General features: G+C 63.0%; 13 protein-coding genes and 2 tRNA genes. 8 read left to right on the forward strand and 7 right to left on the reverse strand.

The window, feature by feature from the left end:
- Positions 1 to 72 precede the first annotated feature (72 nt).
- From hutH to ACX80Q_RS06730, 4 genes are all read left to right on the forward strand, one after another.
- Positions 73 to 1644, forward strand: coding sequence for a histidine ammonia-lyase (gene hutH / locus ACX80Q_RS06715; RefSeq protein WP_459329751.1), 1572 nt, complete (start codon positions 73 to 75; stop codon positions 1642 to 1644).
- Between the two features lie 87 nt (positions 1645 to 1731).
- Positions 1732 to 1923, forward strand: a complete 192-nt coding sequence (locus ACX80Q_RS06720) for a hypothetical protein (protein WP_459329752.1) — start codon at positions 1732 to 1734, stop codon at positions 1921 to 1923.
- A 149-nt stretch (positions 1924 to 2072) separates the two neighbouring features.
- Positions 2073 to 3803, forward strand: coding sequence for an ABC transporter ATP-binding protein (locus ACX80Q_RS06725; protein WP_459329753.1), 1731 nt, complete (start codon positions 2073 to 2075; stop codon positions 3801 to 3803).
- On the forward strand, positions 3803 to 5830 hold the full coding sequence (locus ACX80Q_RS06730) for an ABC transporter ATP-binding protein (protein WP_459329754.1): 2028 nt from the start codon (positions 3803 to 3805) through the stop codon (positions 5828 to 5830). Before ACX80Q_RS06725 ends, ACX80Q_RS06730 begins: the two co-directional genes overlap by 1 nt.
- Positions 5831 to 5923: 93 nt before the next feature.
- On the opposite strand, the gene hutG is transcribed toward ACX80Q_RS06730, so the two are convergent.
- Both hutG and ACX80Q_RS06740 read right to left on the reverse strand, forming a co-directional pair.
- Positions 5924 to 6877 carry a formimidoylglutamase gene (gene hutG / locus ACX80Q_RS06735; protein WP_459329787.1) on the reverse strand — a complete coding sequence of 318 codons (954 nt, stop codon included), beginning with the start codon at positions 6875 to 6877 and terminating at the stop codon, positions 5924 to 5926.
- A 165-nt stretch (positions 6878 to 7042) separates the two neighbouring features.
- On the reverse strand, positions 7043 to 8497 hold the full coding sequence (locus tag ACX80Q_RS06740; protein WP_459329755.1) for an NCS2 family permease: 1455 nt from the start codon (positions 8495 to 8497) through the stop codon (positions 7043 to 7045).
- Positions 8498 to 8770: 273 nt separating this feature from the next.
- Between ACX80Q_RS06740 and ACX80Q_RS06745 the strand changes: the two genes are divergently transcribed.
- On the forward strand, positions 8771 to 9346 hold the full coding sequence (locus ACX80Q_RS06745; RefSeq protein ID WP_459329756.1) for a copper resistance CopC family protein: 576 nt from the start codon (positions 8771 to 8773) through the stop codon (positions 9344 to 9346).
- A 62-nt stretch (positions 9347 to 9408) separates the two neighbouring features.
- Here ACX80Q_RS06745 and ACX80Q_RS06750 read toward each other — a convergent pair whose 3' ends face one another.
- From ACX80Q_RS06750 to ACX80Q_RS06760, 3 genes are all read right to left on the reverse strand, one after another.
- Positions 9409 to 10041, reverse strand: a complete 633-nt coding sequence (locus ACX80Q_RS06750) for an FAD-binding protein (RefSeq protein ID WP_459329757.1) — start codon at positions 10039 to 10041, stop codon at positions 9409 to 9411.
- Positions 10042 to 10116: 75 nt separating this feature from the next.
- The gene (locus tag ACX80Q_RS06755; RefSeq protein WP_459329758.1) at positions 10117 to 11424 is read right to left on the reverse strand and encodes a D-arabinono-1,4-lactone oxidase; all 1308 of its coding nucleotides are present in this window, start codon (positions 11422 to 11424) and stop codon (positions 10117 to 10119) included.
- Positions 11421 to 12722: a type III PLP-dependent enzyme domain-containing protein gene (locus ACX80Q_RS06760; RefSeq protein ID WP_459329759.1), complete on the reverse strand. Its 1302-nt coding sequence runs from the start codon at positions 12720 to 12722 to the stop codon at positions 11421 to 11423. The genes ACX80Q_RS06755 and ACX80Q_RS06760 overlap by 4 nt, the downstream gene beginning before the upstream one ends.
- 213 nt (positions 12723 to 12935) lie before the next feature.
- On the opposite strand from ACX80Q_RS06760, the gene ACX80Q_RS06765 reads away from it, so the two are divergent.
- Positions 12936 to 13940 carry a universal stress protein gene (locus ACX80Q_RS06765; protein ID WP_459329760.1) on the forward strand — a complete coding sequence of 335 codons (1005 nt, stop codon included), beginning with the start codon at positions 12936 to 12938 and terminating at the stop codon, positions 13938 to 13940.
- Between the two features lie 72 nt (positions 13941 to 14012).
- Here the strand turns inward: ACX80Q_RS06765 and ACX80Q_RS06770 are convergent, their stop codons facing one another.
- Both ACX80Q_RS06770 and ACX80Q_RS06775 read right to left on the reverse strand, forming a co-directional pair.
- Positions 14013 to 15476 carry a C40 family peptidase gene (locus ACX80Q_RS06770; protein ID WP_459329761.1) on the reverse strand — a complete coding sequence of 488 codons (1464 nt, stop codon included), beginning with the start codon at positions 15474 to 15476 and terminating at the stop codon, positions 14013 to 14015.
- Positions 15477 to 15647: 171 nt separating this feature from the next.
- Positions 15648 to 16055, reverse strand: a complete 408-nt coding sequence (locus ACX80Q_RS06775) for a metallopeptidase family protein (RefSeq protein WP_459329762.1) — start codon at positions 16053 to 16055, stop codon at positions 15648 to 15650.
- A 140-nt stretch (positions 16056 to 16195) separates the two neighbouring features.
- On the opposite strand from ACX80Q_RS06775, the gene ACX80Q_RS06780 reads away from it, so the two are divergent.
- Both ACX80Q_RS06780 and ACX80Q_RS06785 read left to right on the forward strand, forming a co-directional pair.
- Positions 16196 to 16268: transfer RNA gene (locus ACX80Q_RS06780), tRNA-Glu, on the forward strand.
- A 100-nt stretch (positions 16269 to 16368) separates the two neighbouring features.
- Positions 16369 to 16442: transfer RNA gene (locus ACX80Q_RS06785), tRNA-Asp, on the forward strand.
- Positions 16443 to 16487: the final 45 nt, after the last annotated feature.

Consider the following 16487-nt stretch of genomic DNA (forward strand, 5'->3'; position numbering starts at 1 on the left):
AGGGGCAGACTTCCGCGCCATAACAGGGAATAGTGGCAACTAAGCTCATTCCCATCGCGCAAAGGATCCACCATGAACAATGCTGTTCACCCCGAAAATGTAGTTCTCTCCTCTTCCGGCGTCACCCCCGAGGACGTCATCGCCGTGGCCCGCCACAGCGCAAAGGTGACCATCAGCGAGGAGGCGCTGGCCGGCGTCGCACAGGTCAGGGCTCACATCGACAAGCTGGCCAACTCCGAAACGCCCGCCTATGGCATCTCCACCGGGTTTGGCGCCCTGGCCAACCGCCACATCCCGGCGGACATGCGCACCCAACTGCAAAAGTCCCTCATCCGCTCCCACTCCGCCGGTATGGGCCCGGCCGTGGAGCGCGAGGTGGTGCGCGCGCTGATGTTCCTGCGGGCCAAGACCCTGGCGAGCGGCCGCACGGGCGTGCGCCCCGTCGTCGTGCAGACCATGGTGGACGTGCTCAACGCTGGCATCACGCCCGTGGTCCGTGAATTTGGTTCGCTGGGCTGCTCTGGCGATCTTGCCCCGCTGTCCCATTGCGCGCTGGTTCTCATGGGCGAGGGCGAGGCTGCCGGTCCGGATGGTGTGGTTCGCCCCGTGCCGGAACTGCTCGCCGAGGCCGGCATCACGCCCATCGAGCTGGCCGAAAAGGAGGGCTTGGCGCTGGTCAACGGCACTGACGGCATGCTGGGCATGCTGCTCATGGCCATTGCCGACCTGCGACTTTTGCTCACGACGGCGGACATCACCGCCGCGCTGAGCGTCGAGGGCCTGCTGGGCACGGACCAGGTGTTCGTGCCCGAGTTGCATCTGGAGCTGCGCCCGCATCCCGGCCAGGCCGCGAGTGCCGACAACATGCTGCGCGTGCTGGCCAACTCACCCATTGTGGCCTCGCACCGTGAGGGCGACACCCGCGTGCAGGACGCCTACTCGCTGCGCTGCGCACCCCAAGTGGCCGGTGCCGCCCGCGACACCGTGGACCACGCGCTCATGGTTGCCACCCGCGAACTCGCCGCCTCGATCGACAATCCGGTGGTTCTCCCGGACGGCCGCGTGTCCTCCAATGGCAACTTCCATGGCGCCCCGGTGGCGTATGTGCTGGACTTCCTGGCGATTGTTTCAGCGGATGTGGCCTCCATTGCCGAGCGCCGCACCGACAGAATGCTCGACCCGGCCCGTTCGCACGGCCTACCCGCGTTCCTTGCCGGCGATCCCGGTGTGGACTCCGGCCTGATGATCGCCCAGTACACGCAAGCCGGGCTGGTCTCGGACTCCAAGCGCTTGGCTGTCCCGGCGTCGGTGGATTCCATCCCCAGCTCCGCCATGCAGGAGGACCATGTGTCCATGGGCTGGCACGCCGCCCGCAAGCTGCGCCGCTCCGTGGAGAACCTGCGCCGCGTGCTGGCTATTGAGCTGGTCACGGCCACCCGCGCCATTGACATGCGCACCTCCCTGTCCGGCGGCGTCCTGGTCCCCGGCCCGGCCGGCGCGGCTGTCATCGAGGTGCTTCGGGCAACCGTGCCGGGCCCGGGATCTGACCGGTTCCTGTCCCCGGAGTTGGAGGAGGCCGACCGACTGGTGGGCTCCGGACTCATCCGCGCAGCCGCCGAGAAGGCCACCGGCCCGCTGAACTAGCCTCGTGAACGGGCAGTAGTGGTTGATGTTTTTCGCCAACATCAGCCACTACTGCCCGTTCACGTGTGCGGTGCAAGAAGGCGACGGTTGCCACCTGCTGGAGCCGCCGTCGGAGGCATTGTTGACGGAGTCACGGCCAGCGAACTGTTGAACAATGGCTCCGCCGACGCCGTCTTCATGGGCCGTGCCCTCTTGCGTGATACCTCCTGGGCCAACAATGCCGCTGCCGTTCTTGGGGCCCGTGGCGGCTACCTGCTCCAGTGCGGCTACGCGGTGTAGGGGCGGTTTTTGGGGCGAAAACACCTTTGAAGAAAGGGCCCTGGAGGTGGCCTTGGGGAACAGTTTTTCACTATTGCCATAGCCGGGTTGGGCGTGTTTAATGTTGGGTACCCCTCTATTCAAACGTATATTCGAATGGGATGCTTCTCGTGAAACTGCTCCAACTGTCCCTGCGGCACGCCAAACCCTATTGGGCGTGGATAGTTGCCGTGCTGGTTCTGCAACTGATTTCCACCATTGCGGCCCTATATTTGCCCAGCCTCAACGCCCAAATCATTGACCAGGGTGTGGCCAGGGGCGACACCGATTTCATCTGGTCCACAGGCGTCACCATGGTGGTGGTCTGTTTTGTTCAGGTGATCACCGCGATTGGCGGCATCTACTTCGGCGCCCGCACGGCCATGGCCATTGGTCGCGATCTGCGCCGGGAGGTCTACCACCGGGTCAACGCCCTTGGCGCGCTGGATGTGAGCCGTTTTGGTACCGCCACGCTGATCACCCGCAACACCAACGACGTCCAACAAGTGCAGATGCTGATCCTGATGACCCTGAACTTCATGGTCTCCACGCCCATCATGAGCATCGGCGGCATCATCATGGCGCTGCGGGAGGACGTTGGGCTGTCCTGGCTGGTGTGGGTCTCGGTGCCACTCTTGTTCCTTGTGGTTGGTTTCCTCGTGGTGAAACTGCTGCCCCTGTTTCGGGAGATGCAGGACAGGATCGACGCCGTCAACGGTGTTTTGCGCGAACAAATCGTTGGTATCCGAGTGATCCGGGCGTTCGTGCGGGAAAAGTTTGAGGCTCAGCGCTACCGCGACGCCAACCTGTCCCTGACCCGCGTTTCGGTCAAGGTGGGCAATCTCTTTGTGCTGATGTTCCCCGTAATCATGATGATCCTGCACCTTGCCACGGCCGCTGTGCTCTGGTTCGGCGGGCAGCGCGTGGACTCGGGCCAGATGCAAATAGGCTCGCTCACGGCGTTCCTGCAATATCTGCTGCAAATCCTGGTGGCAGTCATGATGGGCGTGTTCATGGTGATGATGATTCCGCGCGCAGCCATCTCGGCCGAACGCCTAGACGAGGTCCTCTCGGCGGAACCCAGCCTGAGCGTGCCCAGGGGTGTCCCGGCGCCGGCAAGTCACGGCGTCGAATTTTCAGGTGTTTCCTTTGGCTACCCGGGTGCCGAGCGTCCAGTGCTCAACAACGTGAGTTTTACAGCCAGGCAGGGACAAACGACGGCGATTGTTGGCTCCACAGGGTCCGGCAAGTCCACGCTGTTAAACCTGATCCCGCGCCTGTTCGAGCCCCAAAGCGGGAGCGTGAGCATTGGTGGGGTGAGCGTCAGCGACTTCACCCGGCCGCAGATGGCGCAGCTGGTGGGTTTGGTGCCGCAGAAGCCGTACCTGTTCTCCGGCACGGTGGCCTCCAATTTGAAGTTCGGCCGCCCCGACGCAAATGACACGGAACTGTGGGAAGCCCTGCGGGTCGCCCAGGCGAAGGACTTTGTCGAGGAGAAGCCCAAACAGCTCAATTCACCCATTGCCCAAGGCGGCACCAACGTTTCCGGCGGCCAGCGCCAGCGCCTCTGCATTGCCCGGGCCCTAGCGGCACAGCCGCGCATCTTCCTCTTTGACGATTCGTTCTCGGCGCTGGATGTCGCAACAGACCGGCGCTTGCGTGAATCCCTGCACCAAGCCACCAGCGGCGCCACTGTCATCATCGTGGCCCAACGTGTCTCCACTATCAGGGAAGCCGATCACATCATTGTGCTGGACAACGGTGAGGTAGTGGGCGCAGGCAGCCACGACCAACTCCTGGAAAACAATGAGACCTACCGCGAGATCGTTGAGTCTCAGCTGAGCATTGAAGGTGTTGCATAGTGGCGCGCAAGGATAAGAACCTGGCCCCTGCGGATGTCTCCGCCGAGGCAAATGTTGAAGAAGAGGAGTTGTACCCCGAGTACAAGCCTTCCGAATCTGATGGGGACATGTTTGGTGGAACTCCCGCCAAGAAGGCCGAGAACTTTTGGCCGGCGGCCAAGCGGCTTGTTGGCCTATTGCGCCCCGAGCGGGCCATGTTCGCTGTGGTTCTGGTGTTTGTTGCCGCCTCGGTGGTGCTCACCGTCATCGCCCCGAAGATCCTTGGCGCGGCCATGGACGTAATTTTCAACGGTGTGATCGGCTCACAGCTTCCCGCGGGTGTTCCGCTGGAAACCCTGGTGGAAGCCCAGCGAGCGGCAGGCAACGGCCAGTTTGCGGACATGCTGGCCAAGGCCAACGTTGTGCCCGGTGCCGGCATTGATTTCGTTGAGCTCAGCCGGCTCATTGTCATAGTGCTGGCGCTGTACTCGGTGGCCTCGGTCTTCATGTGGTTGCAGGGGTTCCTGCTCAACGCGCTGGTCATGCGCGTTGTCTTCAAGCTTCGCGAGGACATTCAAGGCAAGCTCAACAGGCTCCCGTTGGGGTACTTTGACACCCGCCAGCGCGGAGACCTGATGTCCCGCGTGACAAATGACGTGGACAACATTCAGTCAGCGTTGCAGCAGGCGTTCTCCCAGCTGGTGCAGTCGGTGCTGACGGTTGTTGGCATTGGTGTCATGATGTTCATTGTGTCCTGGCAGCTGGGCCTGATTGCCCTCATTGCCCTGCCGCTCTCGGCGGTCATAGCCGGTGTGATCGGCTCCAAGTCGCAGAAACTCTTCGCCGCCCAGTGGAAGCAGACCGGAGCCGTCAACGGTCATGTGGAGGAGACTTTTTCCGGCCTTGAACTTGTCCGGGCCTATGGCCGTGATGAGGAGATGCTGGCGGAGTTCGACGAACGCAATGAGCGCCTGTTCAAGGCGTCCTTTGGTGCACAGTTTGTTTCCGGCATGATCATGCCGGCCATGCAGTTTGTCTCCTACATCTCCTACGTGCTGGTCGCCGTCGTCGGTGGCGTGCGGGTGGCCACGGGTGGCATGACCCTGGGCGATGCCACGGCGTTCATCCAATACTCACGCGAGTTCTCCCAGCCCATCGGCGAGATTGCCGGCATTGCCAACATGATCCAGTCTGGTGTGGCCTCCGCCGAGCGGACTTTTGACATTCTCGACGCCGATGAGCAGGAAACCGAGGAAGAATCCGACAAGCTGCCCGAACAGACCGACGGGCATGTGCGTTTTGAGAACGTATCCTTCAGCTACTCCCCGGAGACCCCGCTGATCCGCGACGTTTCCTTCACCGTGGAGCCGGGGCAGACAGTTGCCATTGTGGGGCCCACCGGCGCGGGCAAAACAACCCTGGTCAACCTGGTCATGCGCTTTTACGAGCTCACGGGTGGGCGGATCCTGCTCGACGGCGTGGACACCCGCGAGCTGTCCCGCGAGCAGGTGCGTTCCCAGGTGGGCATGGTCCTCCAGGATGCCTGGCTGTTTGAGGGAACCATCAAGGAGAACATCCGCTACGGCCGTCTGGATGCCACCGATGAGGAGATCATCGCCGCAGCCGAGGCCACCATGGTGGACAGGTTTGTGCGCCAGCTGCCCAAGGGTTATGACACAGTTGTGGACGCCGACGGCGGCACCGTTTCCGCCGGTGAGCGGCAGCTGATCACCATTGCCAGGGCCTTCATTGCCCAGCCGTCACTGCTCATCCTGGATGAGGCCACCTCCTCCGTGGATACGCGTACCGAGCTGCTGGTTCAGCACGCCATGGCAGCCTTGCGCACAGACAGGACATCATTTGTCATTGCGCACCGGCTCTCCACCATCCGGGATGCTGACACCATCCTCGTCATGGAGAACGGCGACATTGTGGAACACGGCAACCACGCAGAGCTGCTGGCCCGCAAGGGCGCCTACTTTGAGCTGTACAAGACGCAGTTCCAAGGCGGCCATGAAACGGAAGAAGTGGCAGCCGAGGCGCACTAGCCCCAAAAACTGACCCGCAGAAAACGGCGAGAATCCGTCGAAATCGACGGATTCTCGCCGTTTTCTGCGGGTCAGTTCGCGTTTGAGGCCGGTTTAGCGCAGCAGCGTATCAATCAGCCGGGCGGCCACCTTGGCCGTGCGGCTGTCGATGTCGAACTCCGGGTTGAGCTCGGCCACGTCACAGTGGAACAGCTTCCCGCTGGCGGCCACCTGGCGGCACACGGCGGCGATCACCCGCAGCGGCACTCCATAAGCCGCCGGAGCGCTCACACCGGGCGCCACGGCTGCGGGCAGTACGTCCAGATCGATGGTCAGGTACACAATGTCCACGGTCTCCAGGAATGCTGACACAAATGCCGCGGTGCGCTCGCCGGAGCAGTCTTCATCCAGCAGGTATTTCACGTCCAGGCTGTGGGCCGTGTCAAAAAGAGCACGCGTGTTGTTGAGTTCGCTGATGCCCACGACGGCGTAGTTGAGTTCCCGCCCAGCGGCGGCTTCGGCGTGGGCCATCTGTAGAAACGGCGTGCCCGAGCTGGGGGCCGGAGCCTGGCGCAGGTCAAAGTGAGCGTCAAGATTCAGCACGCCCAGGCGGGCGCCATTAGCCACCGCCGCAGTGCCGGCAACGCCCAGGTAGCTGGCAAAGGCCGTCTCGTGCCCGCCGCCCAGCACCAGGGTGAGGTAGCCGGCGTCGAGCAAGGAGGTGAGCGTGGCACCGGCACGAGCCTGGCCCTGCTCGAGGGCATCGCCGGCCACCACCACATCACCCACGTCGCTGACGGAGCGGGTGCCGTGGAATGCCAAGGAGCCCAGCGCAGCGCGGATGGCGGCAGGACCGGTGGCTGCACCTGGGCGGCCGTGATTGCGCAGCACGCCGGCATCGGAACAAAAGCCCAGCAGGGCTGCTGGCCCGGGCAGCGTGGCGTTCAGGGATGAGGTGGCTGTGGTTCCCACGGCCTGCCACCAGCGGCGATGGGCGGGGGAATCGCCGTCGTTCCTTCCCGTCCAAGGCGTTGCGGGTGCGTCAAGGGGGAGAGCAGAAAAGTCCATGCTCCCAGCCAACAGCAAGGGCCTGCCGAACTCCAGCCCGGAAAGCAGCCGACCGTCTGTCATGGCAGACACCGCCCAAACGCATCTGACCCGCAGAAAACGCCGAAAAACCCATCAAAATCATGAATTTTCGCCGTTTTCTGCGGGTCAGTTGGAAAGAGAGGGCTACTTGATGCCGAACAGCGCTTCCACTGTGCCAATGCCGAAGAACAGCAGGAATGCTGCGGCAACAGCCCACATCAAGGGGTGGACCTCCTTGGCGCGGCCCTGGAACAGGCGGATCAGCACGAATGCGATGAATCCGGCGCCCAGGCCGTTGGCGATGGAGTAGGTGAACGGCATGAGGGTGAATGTCAGGAATGCCGGGATGCCAATGCCCCAGTCTGACCAGTCGATCTTGCCCACCTGGGAGACCATCATGAAGCCAACCACGACCAGTGCGGGGGCAACCGCCTCAAAGGGGACCAGCTTGATCAGCGGGGTGACAAACATGGCCATGATCAGCAGCAATCCAGTCACCACGGAGGCCAGGCCCGTGCGGGCGCCTTCGCCAATGCCGGCGCCAGATTCCACGTAGATCTGGTTGGAGGACGCAGACGCGCCGCCACCGGCGATGGCGCCGAAGGCGTCAACCAGCAGCACGCGGTCAACGTTGGGGATGTTGCCATCCTTGTCCACGGAGCCAGCCTCGGCAGCAAGGCCCACCATGGTGCCCATGGCGTCGAAGAAGATGCTGAGCAGGATCACAAACGCCAGCAGAACAGCAGCCAAGGCGCCCAGCTTGCTGAACGCGCCAAAGAGGTTCACCTGGCCCAGCAGGGACAAATCAGGCATTGACCACTGGGAGAGCTGCGGAGACACCAGAGACCAGCCCTGCGGGTTGGAGGTTTTGCCATCAAAGGAAGGCCCAATGTGCAGGGTCATTTCCAGAATGTTGGCCAAGATGGTGGAAACCACAATGCCGATCAGAATGGCGCCCTTGACCTTGCGGACCACCAAGGCAATGGTCAGGATCAAGCCAACAACAAACACCAGCGTGGGCCAGCCCATCAGCTTGCCGTCGAAACCGAGACCCACGGGAACGGTGGTGCCGGCAACGTCGGGGATGCGGCGGACAAAGCCTGCATTGACCAGGCCAATGAGGGCAATGAACATGCCAATGCCCACCACAATGGCCGTTTTAAGGCCCTCGGGGACTGCCTTGAACACGGCGGTTCGGAACCCTGTGAGCACCAGGATAAACATGGTGATGCCGGAGAGCACCACCAGGCCCATCATGTCCGGCCAGGTCAGGCCCGGGTGGGTTGCCACGGTGACGGCAACAAATGCGTTGACGCCAAGGCCGGCGGCAAGCGCAAAGGGGTGCTTTGCCCAGGCGCCCATGATGATGGTCAAAATACCGGCCACAAATGCCGTGACGGCGGCAACGCGTTCCAGACCCAGCTCGCCACCGGTGGAATCAGCGCCACCCAGGATCAGCGGGTTGAGCACCACAATGTAGCTCATGGCGAAGAACGTGGCGAAACCGCCGCGGATCTCCCGTGAGTAGTTGGAGCCGCGGGCCGTGATCATGAAGTATTTGTCAACAGCGGACAGGCGTACGTCCGTTTTGGTAGCCATGTAAGTGCCCTCCGGGCGAAGTGAAATGAAATTAAGTTATTCGAGGAAATACTAGCCGGTAACGGGCGGGCGCAGCATAGTGGAGCAGTCCAGGATTTTCGCGTATTTCCCCGCAACACATGATCCCGCCGACCCGCAATCGGCGAGGGCAGCGGCCCGACTTCTGCAGGAAACTCTCATGTTTTTGGGATACCGTGAGGAACCATCGCTGCATCGAACAAAGGAACCCACGCTGTGAAGAGTCCCGTACGTCTTCGGCCGATTGAGACGAATATGACACCCCAAGCTCGGTTGCGACGTACTTTGGCGGCAGCCCTTGCCACATTGTTGCTCGTAGTGGGCTCAGCCTCGGCCGCCCTGGCGCACGACACCGTCACCGGGACCAACCCCGCGAACGGGTCAACGGTGGCGAGCGTTCCGGACAAGATTAACATCACCATGAACAACAGCCCTGCCGTCATTGGCTCCCAGGTTTTGCTTCTCGATGAGACTGGCCGCAACTGGGCGGAGGGAGAAGTTGAGGTGCTGGACACTGTGGCCACACAGGCTGTCCGCCCCGGGGCCCCGGCCGGACAGTACACGGTCAAGTGGCGGCTGGTGTCCTCGGATTCGCACCCCATTGAGGGCGAGTTCAGCTTCGCCGCCACCGCAGCGGCTTCCCCGGCAGCTGGTCAGGCCGTAGGTGCCGGGCCCCTGCAATCCGTCCAGGCTCCCACCGAGGCCGCCACTGCACCTGTTCAGGACAATAGCTCCGTGCCGTGGAGTGTCTTTGCCTTGATTGCTGCATTGATCGTTGTGGTGGTGGCCATGGTGGTTGTTGCACGACGCCGTTTGTCCAGCCAGGACTAGCCGCCGCGGTCCCGCCGGGGTGCTCGGCAGGTGTCTGCCGGGCGCCCGCGGGTGTGGGCGTCTTAGGCCAGGGCCGGTTCCCGGACGGCCACCCGGGAGGAGATGGATGCCCCGGCGCGCTTGGCCTGGTGCAGGATCTCTTGGGTGGAGGGGATGACCAGATCACCCACGCCCACCAAGTACAACCCCAGGGCATGCATGCCTGTGCGCAGCTCGGTGGCTGTTGTGACACCCAGGCTGTGCAGGACGCGGCGCAGCTGGTTCAAGGCGCCGCGGGTGAAAACGATGTTGTGAGCGATCAGCGTTCCCGTGTCCGTGTGGACTGTCCAGTGCGGGTTTGAGCGCACTGAGCCGTGGTTGCGGGTCAGCGACAGTGCCTGGGTTGAAGGGCGGATGTCCAGCTCATGACGGCGGGCATAGTTCTCCAGGAGCCGCAAAATTTCGCTGCGCTCATTCAACGCGGCCAAACTGATGCCGCCTGTTGTTACCGGCGCCGGTGAGTGCTGTTTCAGTGGGCAGAAGCTTTCCACCACAATGGCCTTGATGCCCTGCCTGTTTAGTTCGGCAGCCACCGCCAGGGCTGAAAACCCGGACCCAATCACAATGGTGGAGGTGGAGCCATGCACAGGGGTGCCAACACGGTCAGGCGCGCCACTAGTGGAGCGCGGCGTGGCAGCTAAAGACTCAGCCTTCATAGCAAATGCCTCCTTGAACGGTAGGAGAACTTACGGCGGGCACGGCCAAGAGCCACGGCCGTGTTGCGATGCGAATCAGAGTAGGACCCGGTCAAGATAGGCGTTGCGGAACACCCCGTTGGGATCGAGAACATCTCGAACCTTACAGAACTTTTCAAGCTCTGGATAGAGCCGGTCAAAGTCTTTCGATTGGAGAAAATGCCACTTGCCCCAATGCGGCCTTCCGGCGTATGCGGCAAAGATTTCTTCGGCGGCCTTGAAATACTCAAAGGGGGCTGTTTTGATGTGCTGGTGGATGGCAATGTACCCGCTTGCCCTGTCATGCGCCGTGGACAGGGCGATGGTGTCGGCAGCTGCGCTGCGAACTTCAACGGGAAAAGACACCCGCAGGCCCTTGCGCGCAATCATGGCGTCGAGTTCGCTCAGCACGGCGGGAATCGCGTCCAGCGGGACGGCGTATTCCATTTCCCGGAACCGCACGGTCCGCTTGGTGGCGAACACCTTGTGGGAGGCGTCGGCAAACTCCCTGTTCCCCGTCAACTTTGAGGCCATGGCATTGACTCTTGGGATGACAGCGGGCACCTTGCTGGTCACATTGCACAGGGCGGAGAACAAGGTATTGGAGACCAGGACGTCATCCACGACGTGGGCTCTGGCGGACAAGGGGGCCACCCCGGGTGGGAGCGTCCCCGGAGCGTGCCGGGTGTTGGTCTTGGTCAGCGCCATCTGCGTGTGCGGGAACCAATAAAACTCAAAATGATCGGCCGCGAGCTGGCGTTCGGACAAAGACTCAAAAACAGCCGCGAGGGGCTCGGGCCGCTCCACCGCGTGCAGCATGAAGGCGTCCACGCACTGCAATGTGACGGAGGTGATGATGCCCAGGGCGCCCAAGCCTACCCGGGCCACCGAAAAGATTTCGGCATTCTCAGTCTCGGAACACTGCAACACCTCCCCGGTTCCGCTCACCAGGGTCAGTGCGCGCACTTGGGTGGCAATGCCGCCAAACGTCAATCCGGTGCCGTGGGTGCCCGTGGAAATGGCGCCGGCAATGGACTGCCTGTCAATGTCGCCAAGATTCTCCATGGCCAGGCCGTAGGGCCGCAGGAGGGCAGGAACGTCATGCAGGCGAGTGCCTCCCGCCAGAGTTACCCGTTTGGCTGCCCTGTCCACCCCGAGCAGCCCGCTGATGCCGTCCAGGCGCAACTGAACCCCGCTGCCCAGGGCGATGTCAGTAAAACTGTGCCCTGCCCCCACCGCCTTGACGGTGGTGCCCGACCCGGCGGCAACCATCACCAGTGCTGAAACCTCGGCAACTGTGCTGGGTCGCTCCACAGAGCTGGGCGTGCAGCGTTGATCCCCAGCCCAATTGCGCCACTCACTCATACAAAAGTCTTCCCTTCACCACGGTAGGTGGGCGCCGCGCCCACCCTGTTGCCGCCGTCGAGCATCTCCAAGGCATCCACGTGCTCGCACACTTCACCGGACTTGGCGTGCCGGAACCAGACGTTCTCGCCAATACGCAGCTGGGCGGAGGAGGCGCCACGCAGCGGAGTCTGCACCTCGCCGGCGCCCTCCGTGCCCAGCAGGGACAGCCCCGGCGGGTGGACGGGAATGGGCGATCTGTCGGCGCCGGGTGGGCCCGAGGCAATCCAGCCGCCGCCCAGGACCGTAACCATGTCCGGGGCCGGACGCCTGACCACGGGGGCCGCGAACCCCACAGCATGGGCGGGATCAAAGCGGGAGTACCCATCGAACAGTGTTGGCCCAAACAGGCCCGACCCTGCCGCCAGCTCCGTCACCGAGGTATCCGCACGTGTCAGCTCCAGGCTGCCGGTGCCGCCGCCATTGACGAACTCAAGATCGGTCACATTGCGCACAGCAGCCACAATGTTGCCGCGGCGGTGGATGATCTCCGCCATCGAGGACCGTTGAATCGCCCGCAGAATCTGCGACTTGGCCAGATCGGCGGCCCTGTTGCCCGTGTGCGCAGTGTCCTGCAGGCCCGCTATTTGGGCCTCGTACCCCATGAGCCCCACCAGTGTGAAGAGCTTGACGCCGCCGCGCTGATGCGTGTCGATCTGCAGTGCCATGGCAATGGCGTCCGCGCCGGTGCGCACCGGGGAACGTCGCACACCGATGTGCCCCAGTGCCCGGCCCCGCACGCTGGGCCGCCACGACACATCAAGGTCCATGCAGAGCCGGATGGGAGCCGCCGGAGTGACACTGGCCAGCGATGCCGCCATCCACGCAAGGTGCTCGGTCGAGTCAATCATCAAGGTGATGCGCTCGCAGGCCACGGGATCCACGGCTAGGGCCCGCAATGCCTGACCGTCCGCCGTGGGGTAAGCCACCACAACATCGTCAAACACATTTGAGGGGTCTGCTGCCAGCCACAGGGCCTCGGGCAGTGTGAACCCCAGAATCCCCGCAAAGCCGTCCTGCGCAAGCACAGCACGCAGCACCTCCCGGGACCGGATGGACTTGCTGGCAACCCGGATGGGCTTGCCTCCCGCCCGGCGCAGCAGGGCGCCCGCGTTGAAGGAAAGCGCCTGCACATCCAGCACCGCCAGCGGGGTCGGAAGGCCGGCGCAGGCGATGCTGGCGGCTGCCCAGTTCGTCTCGGGGGCCGGAAGATTGCCATTTTGCCCGTGTGCCAGGGCCGTCTTGAGCAGTTGCAGCATGGATCCCCAATCCCAAAAAAGTGATATTCACCTCACTCTTTCATATGGGGGCCACACTTGGGTACGGCCGCAGATGACGTGCCATTTCACGCGCCCCGGCGGGGACAACTTGACGCGCTAGGCCTAAACAGCAATAGTCACAGGTACAGGCCGCGAAGGGGAGGCGTCATGGCACCCTCACCCCTTGCAGCACGCTGAACAAGGAGGCGCAGCATGAGCACCCCAGAGCAATCACCGCAGGCGGCAACGCCGGAACCCATCCCGGCACCCACAGGAATCGTTGTGGGCATTGACGGCTCGGATCAAAGTAATTGCGCCTTGATATGGGCCGCGCGCCAAGCCAAACTCCGCAACCTTCCGCTGCACCTTGTCACGGCCTACACAGTCCCCATATTTGCCGCCTCGGGGCTCGACGGCGGGTATGCAACCGTGGACGACGACGTCATCCGCCAAGGCGCGGAGGCTGTCCTTCGCGAGGCTGCCGCCAAGGTGGCTCACCTGGACGTGGCCATGGACGCCAGGGTTGAAAACGGCGACGCGGCAGGGGTCCTGCTGGAGTTGAGCGAATCCGCGCAATTGCTGGTCTTTGGCTCCCGCGGCCGCGGCGGCTTCATTGGGCGGCTCCTGGGCAGCGTCAGCTCCGCCCTGCCGGCCCATGCCAAATGCCCCACCGTCACCGTGCCCCTGAGCTGTGCGCGGCGCCTGGGCGAGGGGCCCCCGAGTGAGAAGCCCGCGCCCGTCATTGAAAACGTTGTCACTGTGGGCGTGGACGGGTCCGCGCATGCCCGCTACGCCGTCCTGCTCGCTGCCGAACAAGCGGAACGCTCGGGGGCAATACTGCGCATTATTTGCGCCGTCAAACCCTACACGGGCTCACTCGCATGGATGCCGGCGCCGGTGGACCGCGAGGCGCTGTTTGCCGAAATTCAGCAGCAGCTCGACGCCGGTGAAAAGTGGATTCGCAGCCATTTCCCCACGCTTCCCATCGAGGTTGCGCTCATTGAAGGCTCTGCCGTGGAGGAGCTGGTGAAGGCCTCGGAGACCTCGGAATTGGTGGTCATGGGCACCAGGGGCCGCGGCGGCTTTGCCGGCATGATGCTCGGCTCCACCACCGACGGGGTCCGCCACCACGCAAAGGGGCCCATCATGGTGGTTCGGGATCGTGAAGATCCGCGCCAGGACGACCGTTCGGCTTTTGGTCCGCTCCTTCAGGCCTAGCTCAGCGACCACGTCAAATACGAGGGTCCCGACGCACTCAGTGCGTCGGGACCCTCGTATTTGACAGCAGTTTTAGTACCTTGCCGCGTAGGGGTAAAGCCTCATGCCCGACATATATGACAACGGCGTGATGCCAATCGGCTGGTTTGGGTTCAGGGCCTGCACCACCTGACCGTTGCCAATGTAGATCGCGATGTGGCCAAACCGGCCGGATCCGTTGTCATCAAACACCAGCAGGTCCCCGTAACGCATTTGTGAGAGCGGCACACGCTGAGGGGCAGCCCAGAACTGGTCGCTGCCTTGGCGCGGCACCGAAATTCCTGCTGATGCGAACGCTTGCTGAACCAGTCCGGAGCAGTCAAACGCCCGCGGCCCGTTGCCGCCCCACTGGTAGGGTCCGCCAATCTTGGACATGGCGTAATTCACCATGACCTGGGTGTAGGACCCCGACGGCGGCGGAGTGGGCTTTGGTGGCACGACCACGGGTGGCTTGACTGGCGGTTTCACGGGCGGGGGAGTGGTGGGTGCCGGCGGTTTCGGCGCCTGGGTTGGCACCGGCGGCTTGGGTACCGGAGGGTTGGGCACTGAAGGGTTGGGTGCTGACGGTTTGGGTGCCACAACTGGTGGCCGTTCGGGAGCCGGGGCGTTGGTGGAGGCATCAATTTGGGCTTTCAGGGCCTCCTCCTGCGCCGTGCGGGCCAGCGCATCCACGCGGGCGCCCTCAAGTGCCGTGGTGGTGTTGTGCAAGGTTGCCAGCCTTTGCAGCAGGACGTCACGCTGGCTTTGATTCTCAGCTACGACGGCGGCTTGGGCGTCGGCAGCTCCCTGCGCCTGGGTGCGGGAAGCCTCAGCGGTTGTTGCGGCCTCGCCGGCGGCCTTGGTGGCAGCCTCGGCTTGGGCGTTCAAGGCGGCGGACGTGGCGGCTGCGGCTTGGGCGGCGTCAAAGGTGTGTGCGCGGTTGGCGCTCAGGGCCATGAGGGTTGCGGCCTGGTAGAGCGTGTCATCGGTGTCTGAGCTGCTCAAGATGGTCTGAACACCCAAGTTCAAGCCACCACTCTTGTAGAGGCTGCCGGCCAGCTGTCCCAGTTGGGACTTGGCGTTTTTGTGGGCCGACGCGGCTTCGGTGGCCTTTGCCGTGGCCGCTTCGGCGTGGGCTGTGCGCTCTTCAAGGGTCACCAGGGCATCCGTATAGGTGCTGTTGGCGCCCATGGCCGCCACGGTGGATGCCTGCAGCCTGTCATTGGCTGAGCTGAGGATGGCCTCCAACTTCGCTGATGCGGCTGCCGTTGCGGCCTCGGATTCCTTGGCTTTGGCGATGTCGTCCGCGCTGGGGATGGCGGGGCTGAACGGTTGCAGCGCAGCGCCAAGCAACGCTGCAGTACTGGCTGTGATGGTGCCGGTGGTGATGCTACTCGCCGGGAGGGCCGTGGCAGCGACGGCCCCGGACGCGGCAAAGGACGGGGCAACGAAGGCCGTCGAAGCTAGGACGGCGCAGCTCAAGGCCGTGGTGCCACGAATCAAAAAGCGCATTCTCATCCAGTTGCCTTACTGTGGAGCCGAAAGTGGGGCCTGTGAATAGCCCGCTCGGCAGGGCCATTTTCCGCGGAAATTCGCGGGCTGATTGGCATAACTAATCTGACACTACGGCCACTCTGAACGCTTTGGCAACACCAGTAACACCAGCACCAAGAACTACAAGTGTGTGATTTATCCCCAGCCAAGTTCGTGCAGCCGCTCGTCACTGATCCCGAAGTGATGGGCGATCTCATGGGTCACTGTCACGATGACCTCGTGGATGACCTCCTCATAGCTGGTGCACAGCTCCAGGATGGGCTGGCGGAAGATGGTGATGGTATCCGGCAGGGAGCCTGAATCCAGGCCAAGGCCCCGCTCGGTTAGCGGCACGCCCTCATAGAGCCCCAGCAGCACCGTGTCCGGGGCCTCGCCGGGGCCGGGGGTGTAGTCCTCGGCAATGAAGATCGCCACGTTGTCCATCTGGGCGCGCAGCTCAGCCGGGATCCGGGCAACGGCTGCCTGGACCGCAGCATCGAAATCGGCTTCAGTCATGGCGTAAGGGCCAAAGTGGGGGATGCCTGCCAGGGGGTTCTCTTGCATGGTTTCAGCCTAGTGAGCCTGGCCTGGAAATGGGGCCGGGGATGCTCGTTTTGCGTTCTGGGCAAAATGCCCCTATAGTTTTTGGAGTCCACTTCGGACCGAAGCGCTGGAAACAACGCAGAGGACAGAAGCTGACTTAGGCCCCCATCGTCTAGCGGCCTAGGACACCGCCCTTTCACGGCGGCGGCACGGGTTCGAATCCCGTTGGGGGTACTTGCGAGTGAGTGGTAAATCAGCTTGAAAAAAGCTGGTACGCTATAACTCGTGAAAATCACTCGAGAGGGTGAGGGAAACAAAAAGCAGTATCGAGTATGGCCCTGTAGCGCAGTTGGTTAGCGCGCCGCCCTGTCACGGCGGAGGTCGCGGGTTCGAGTCCCGTCAGGGTCGCTTTGGTTGTCTTGGCTAGTCCAAGGGAATCTGGTGACGAGGATT

This window comes from Arthrobacter sp. HLT1-20 (assembly GCF_054510895.1).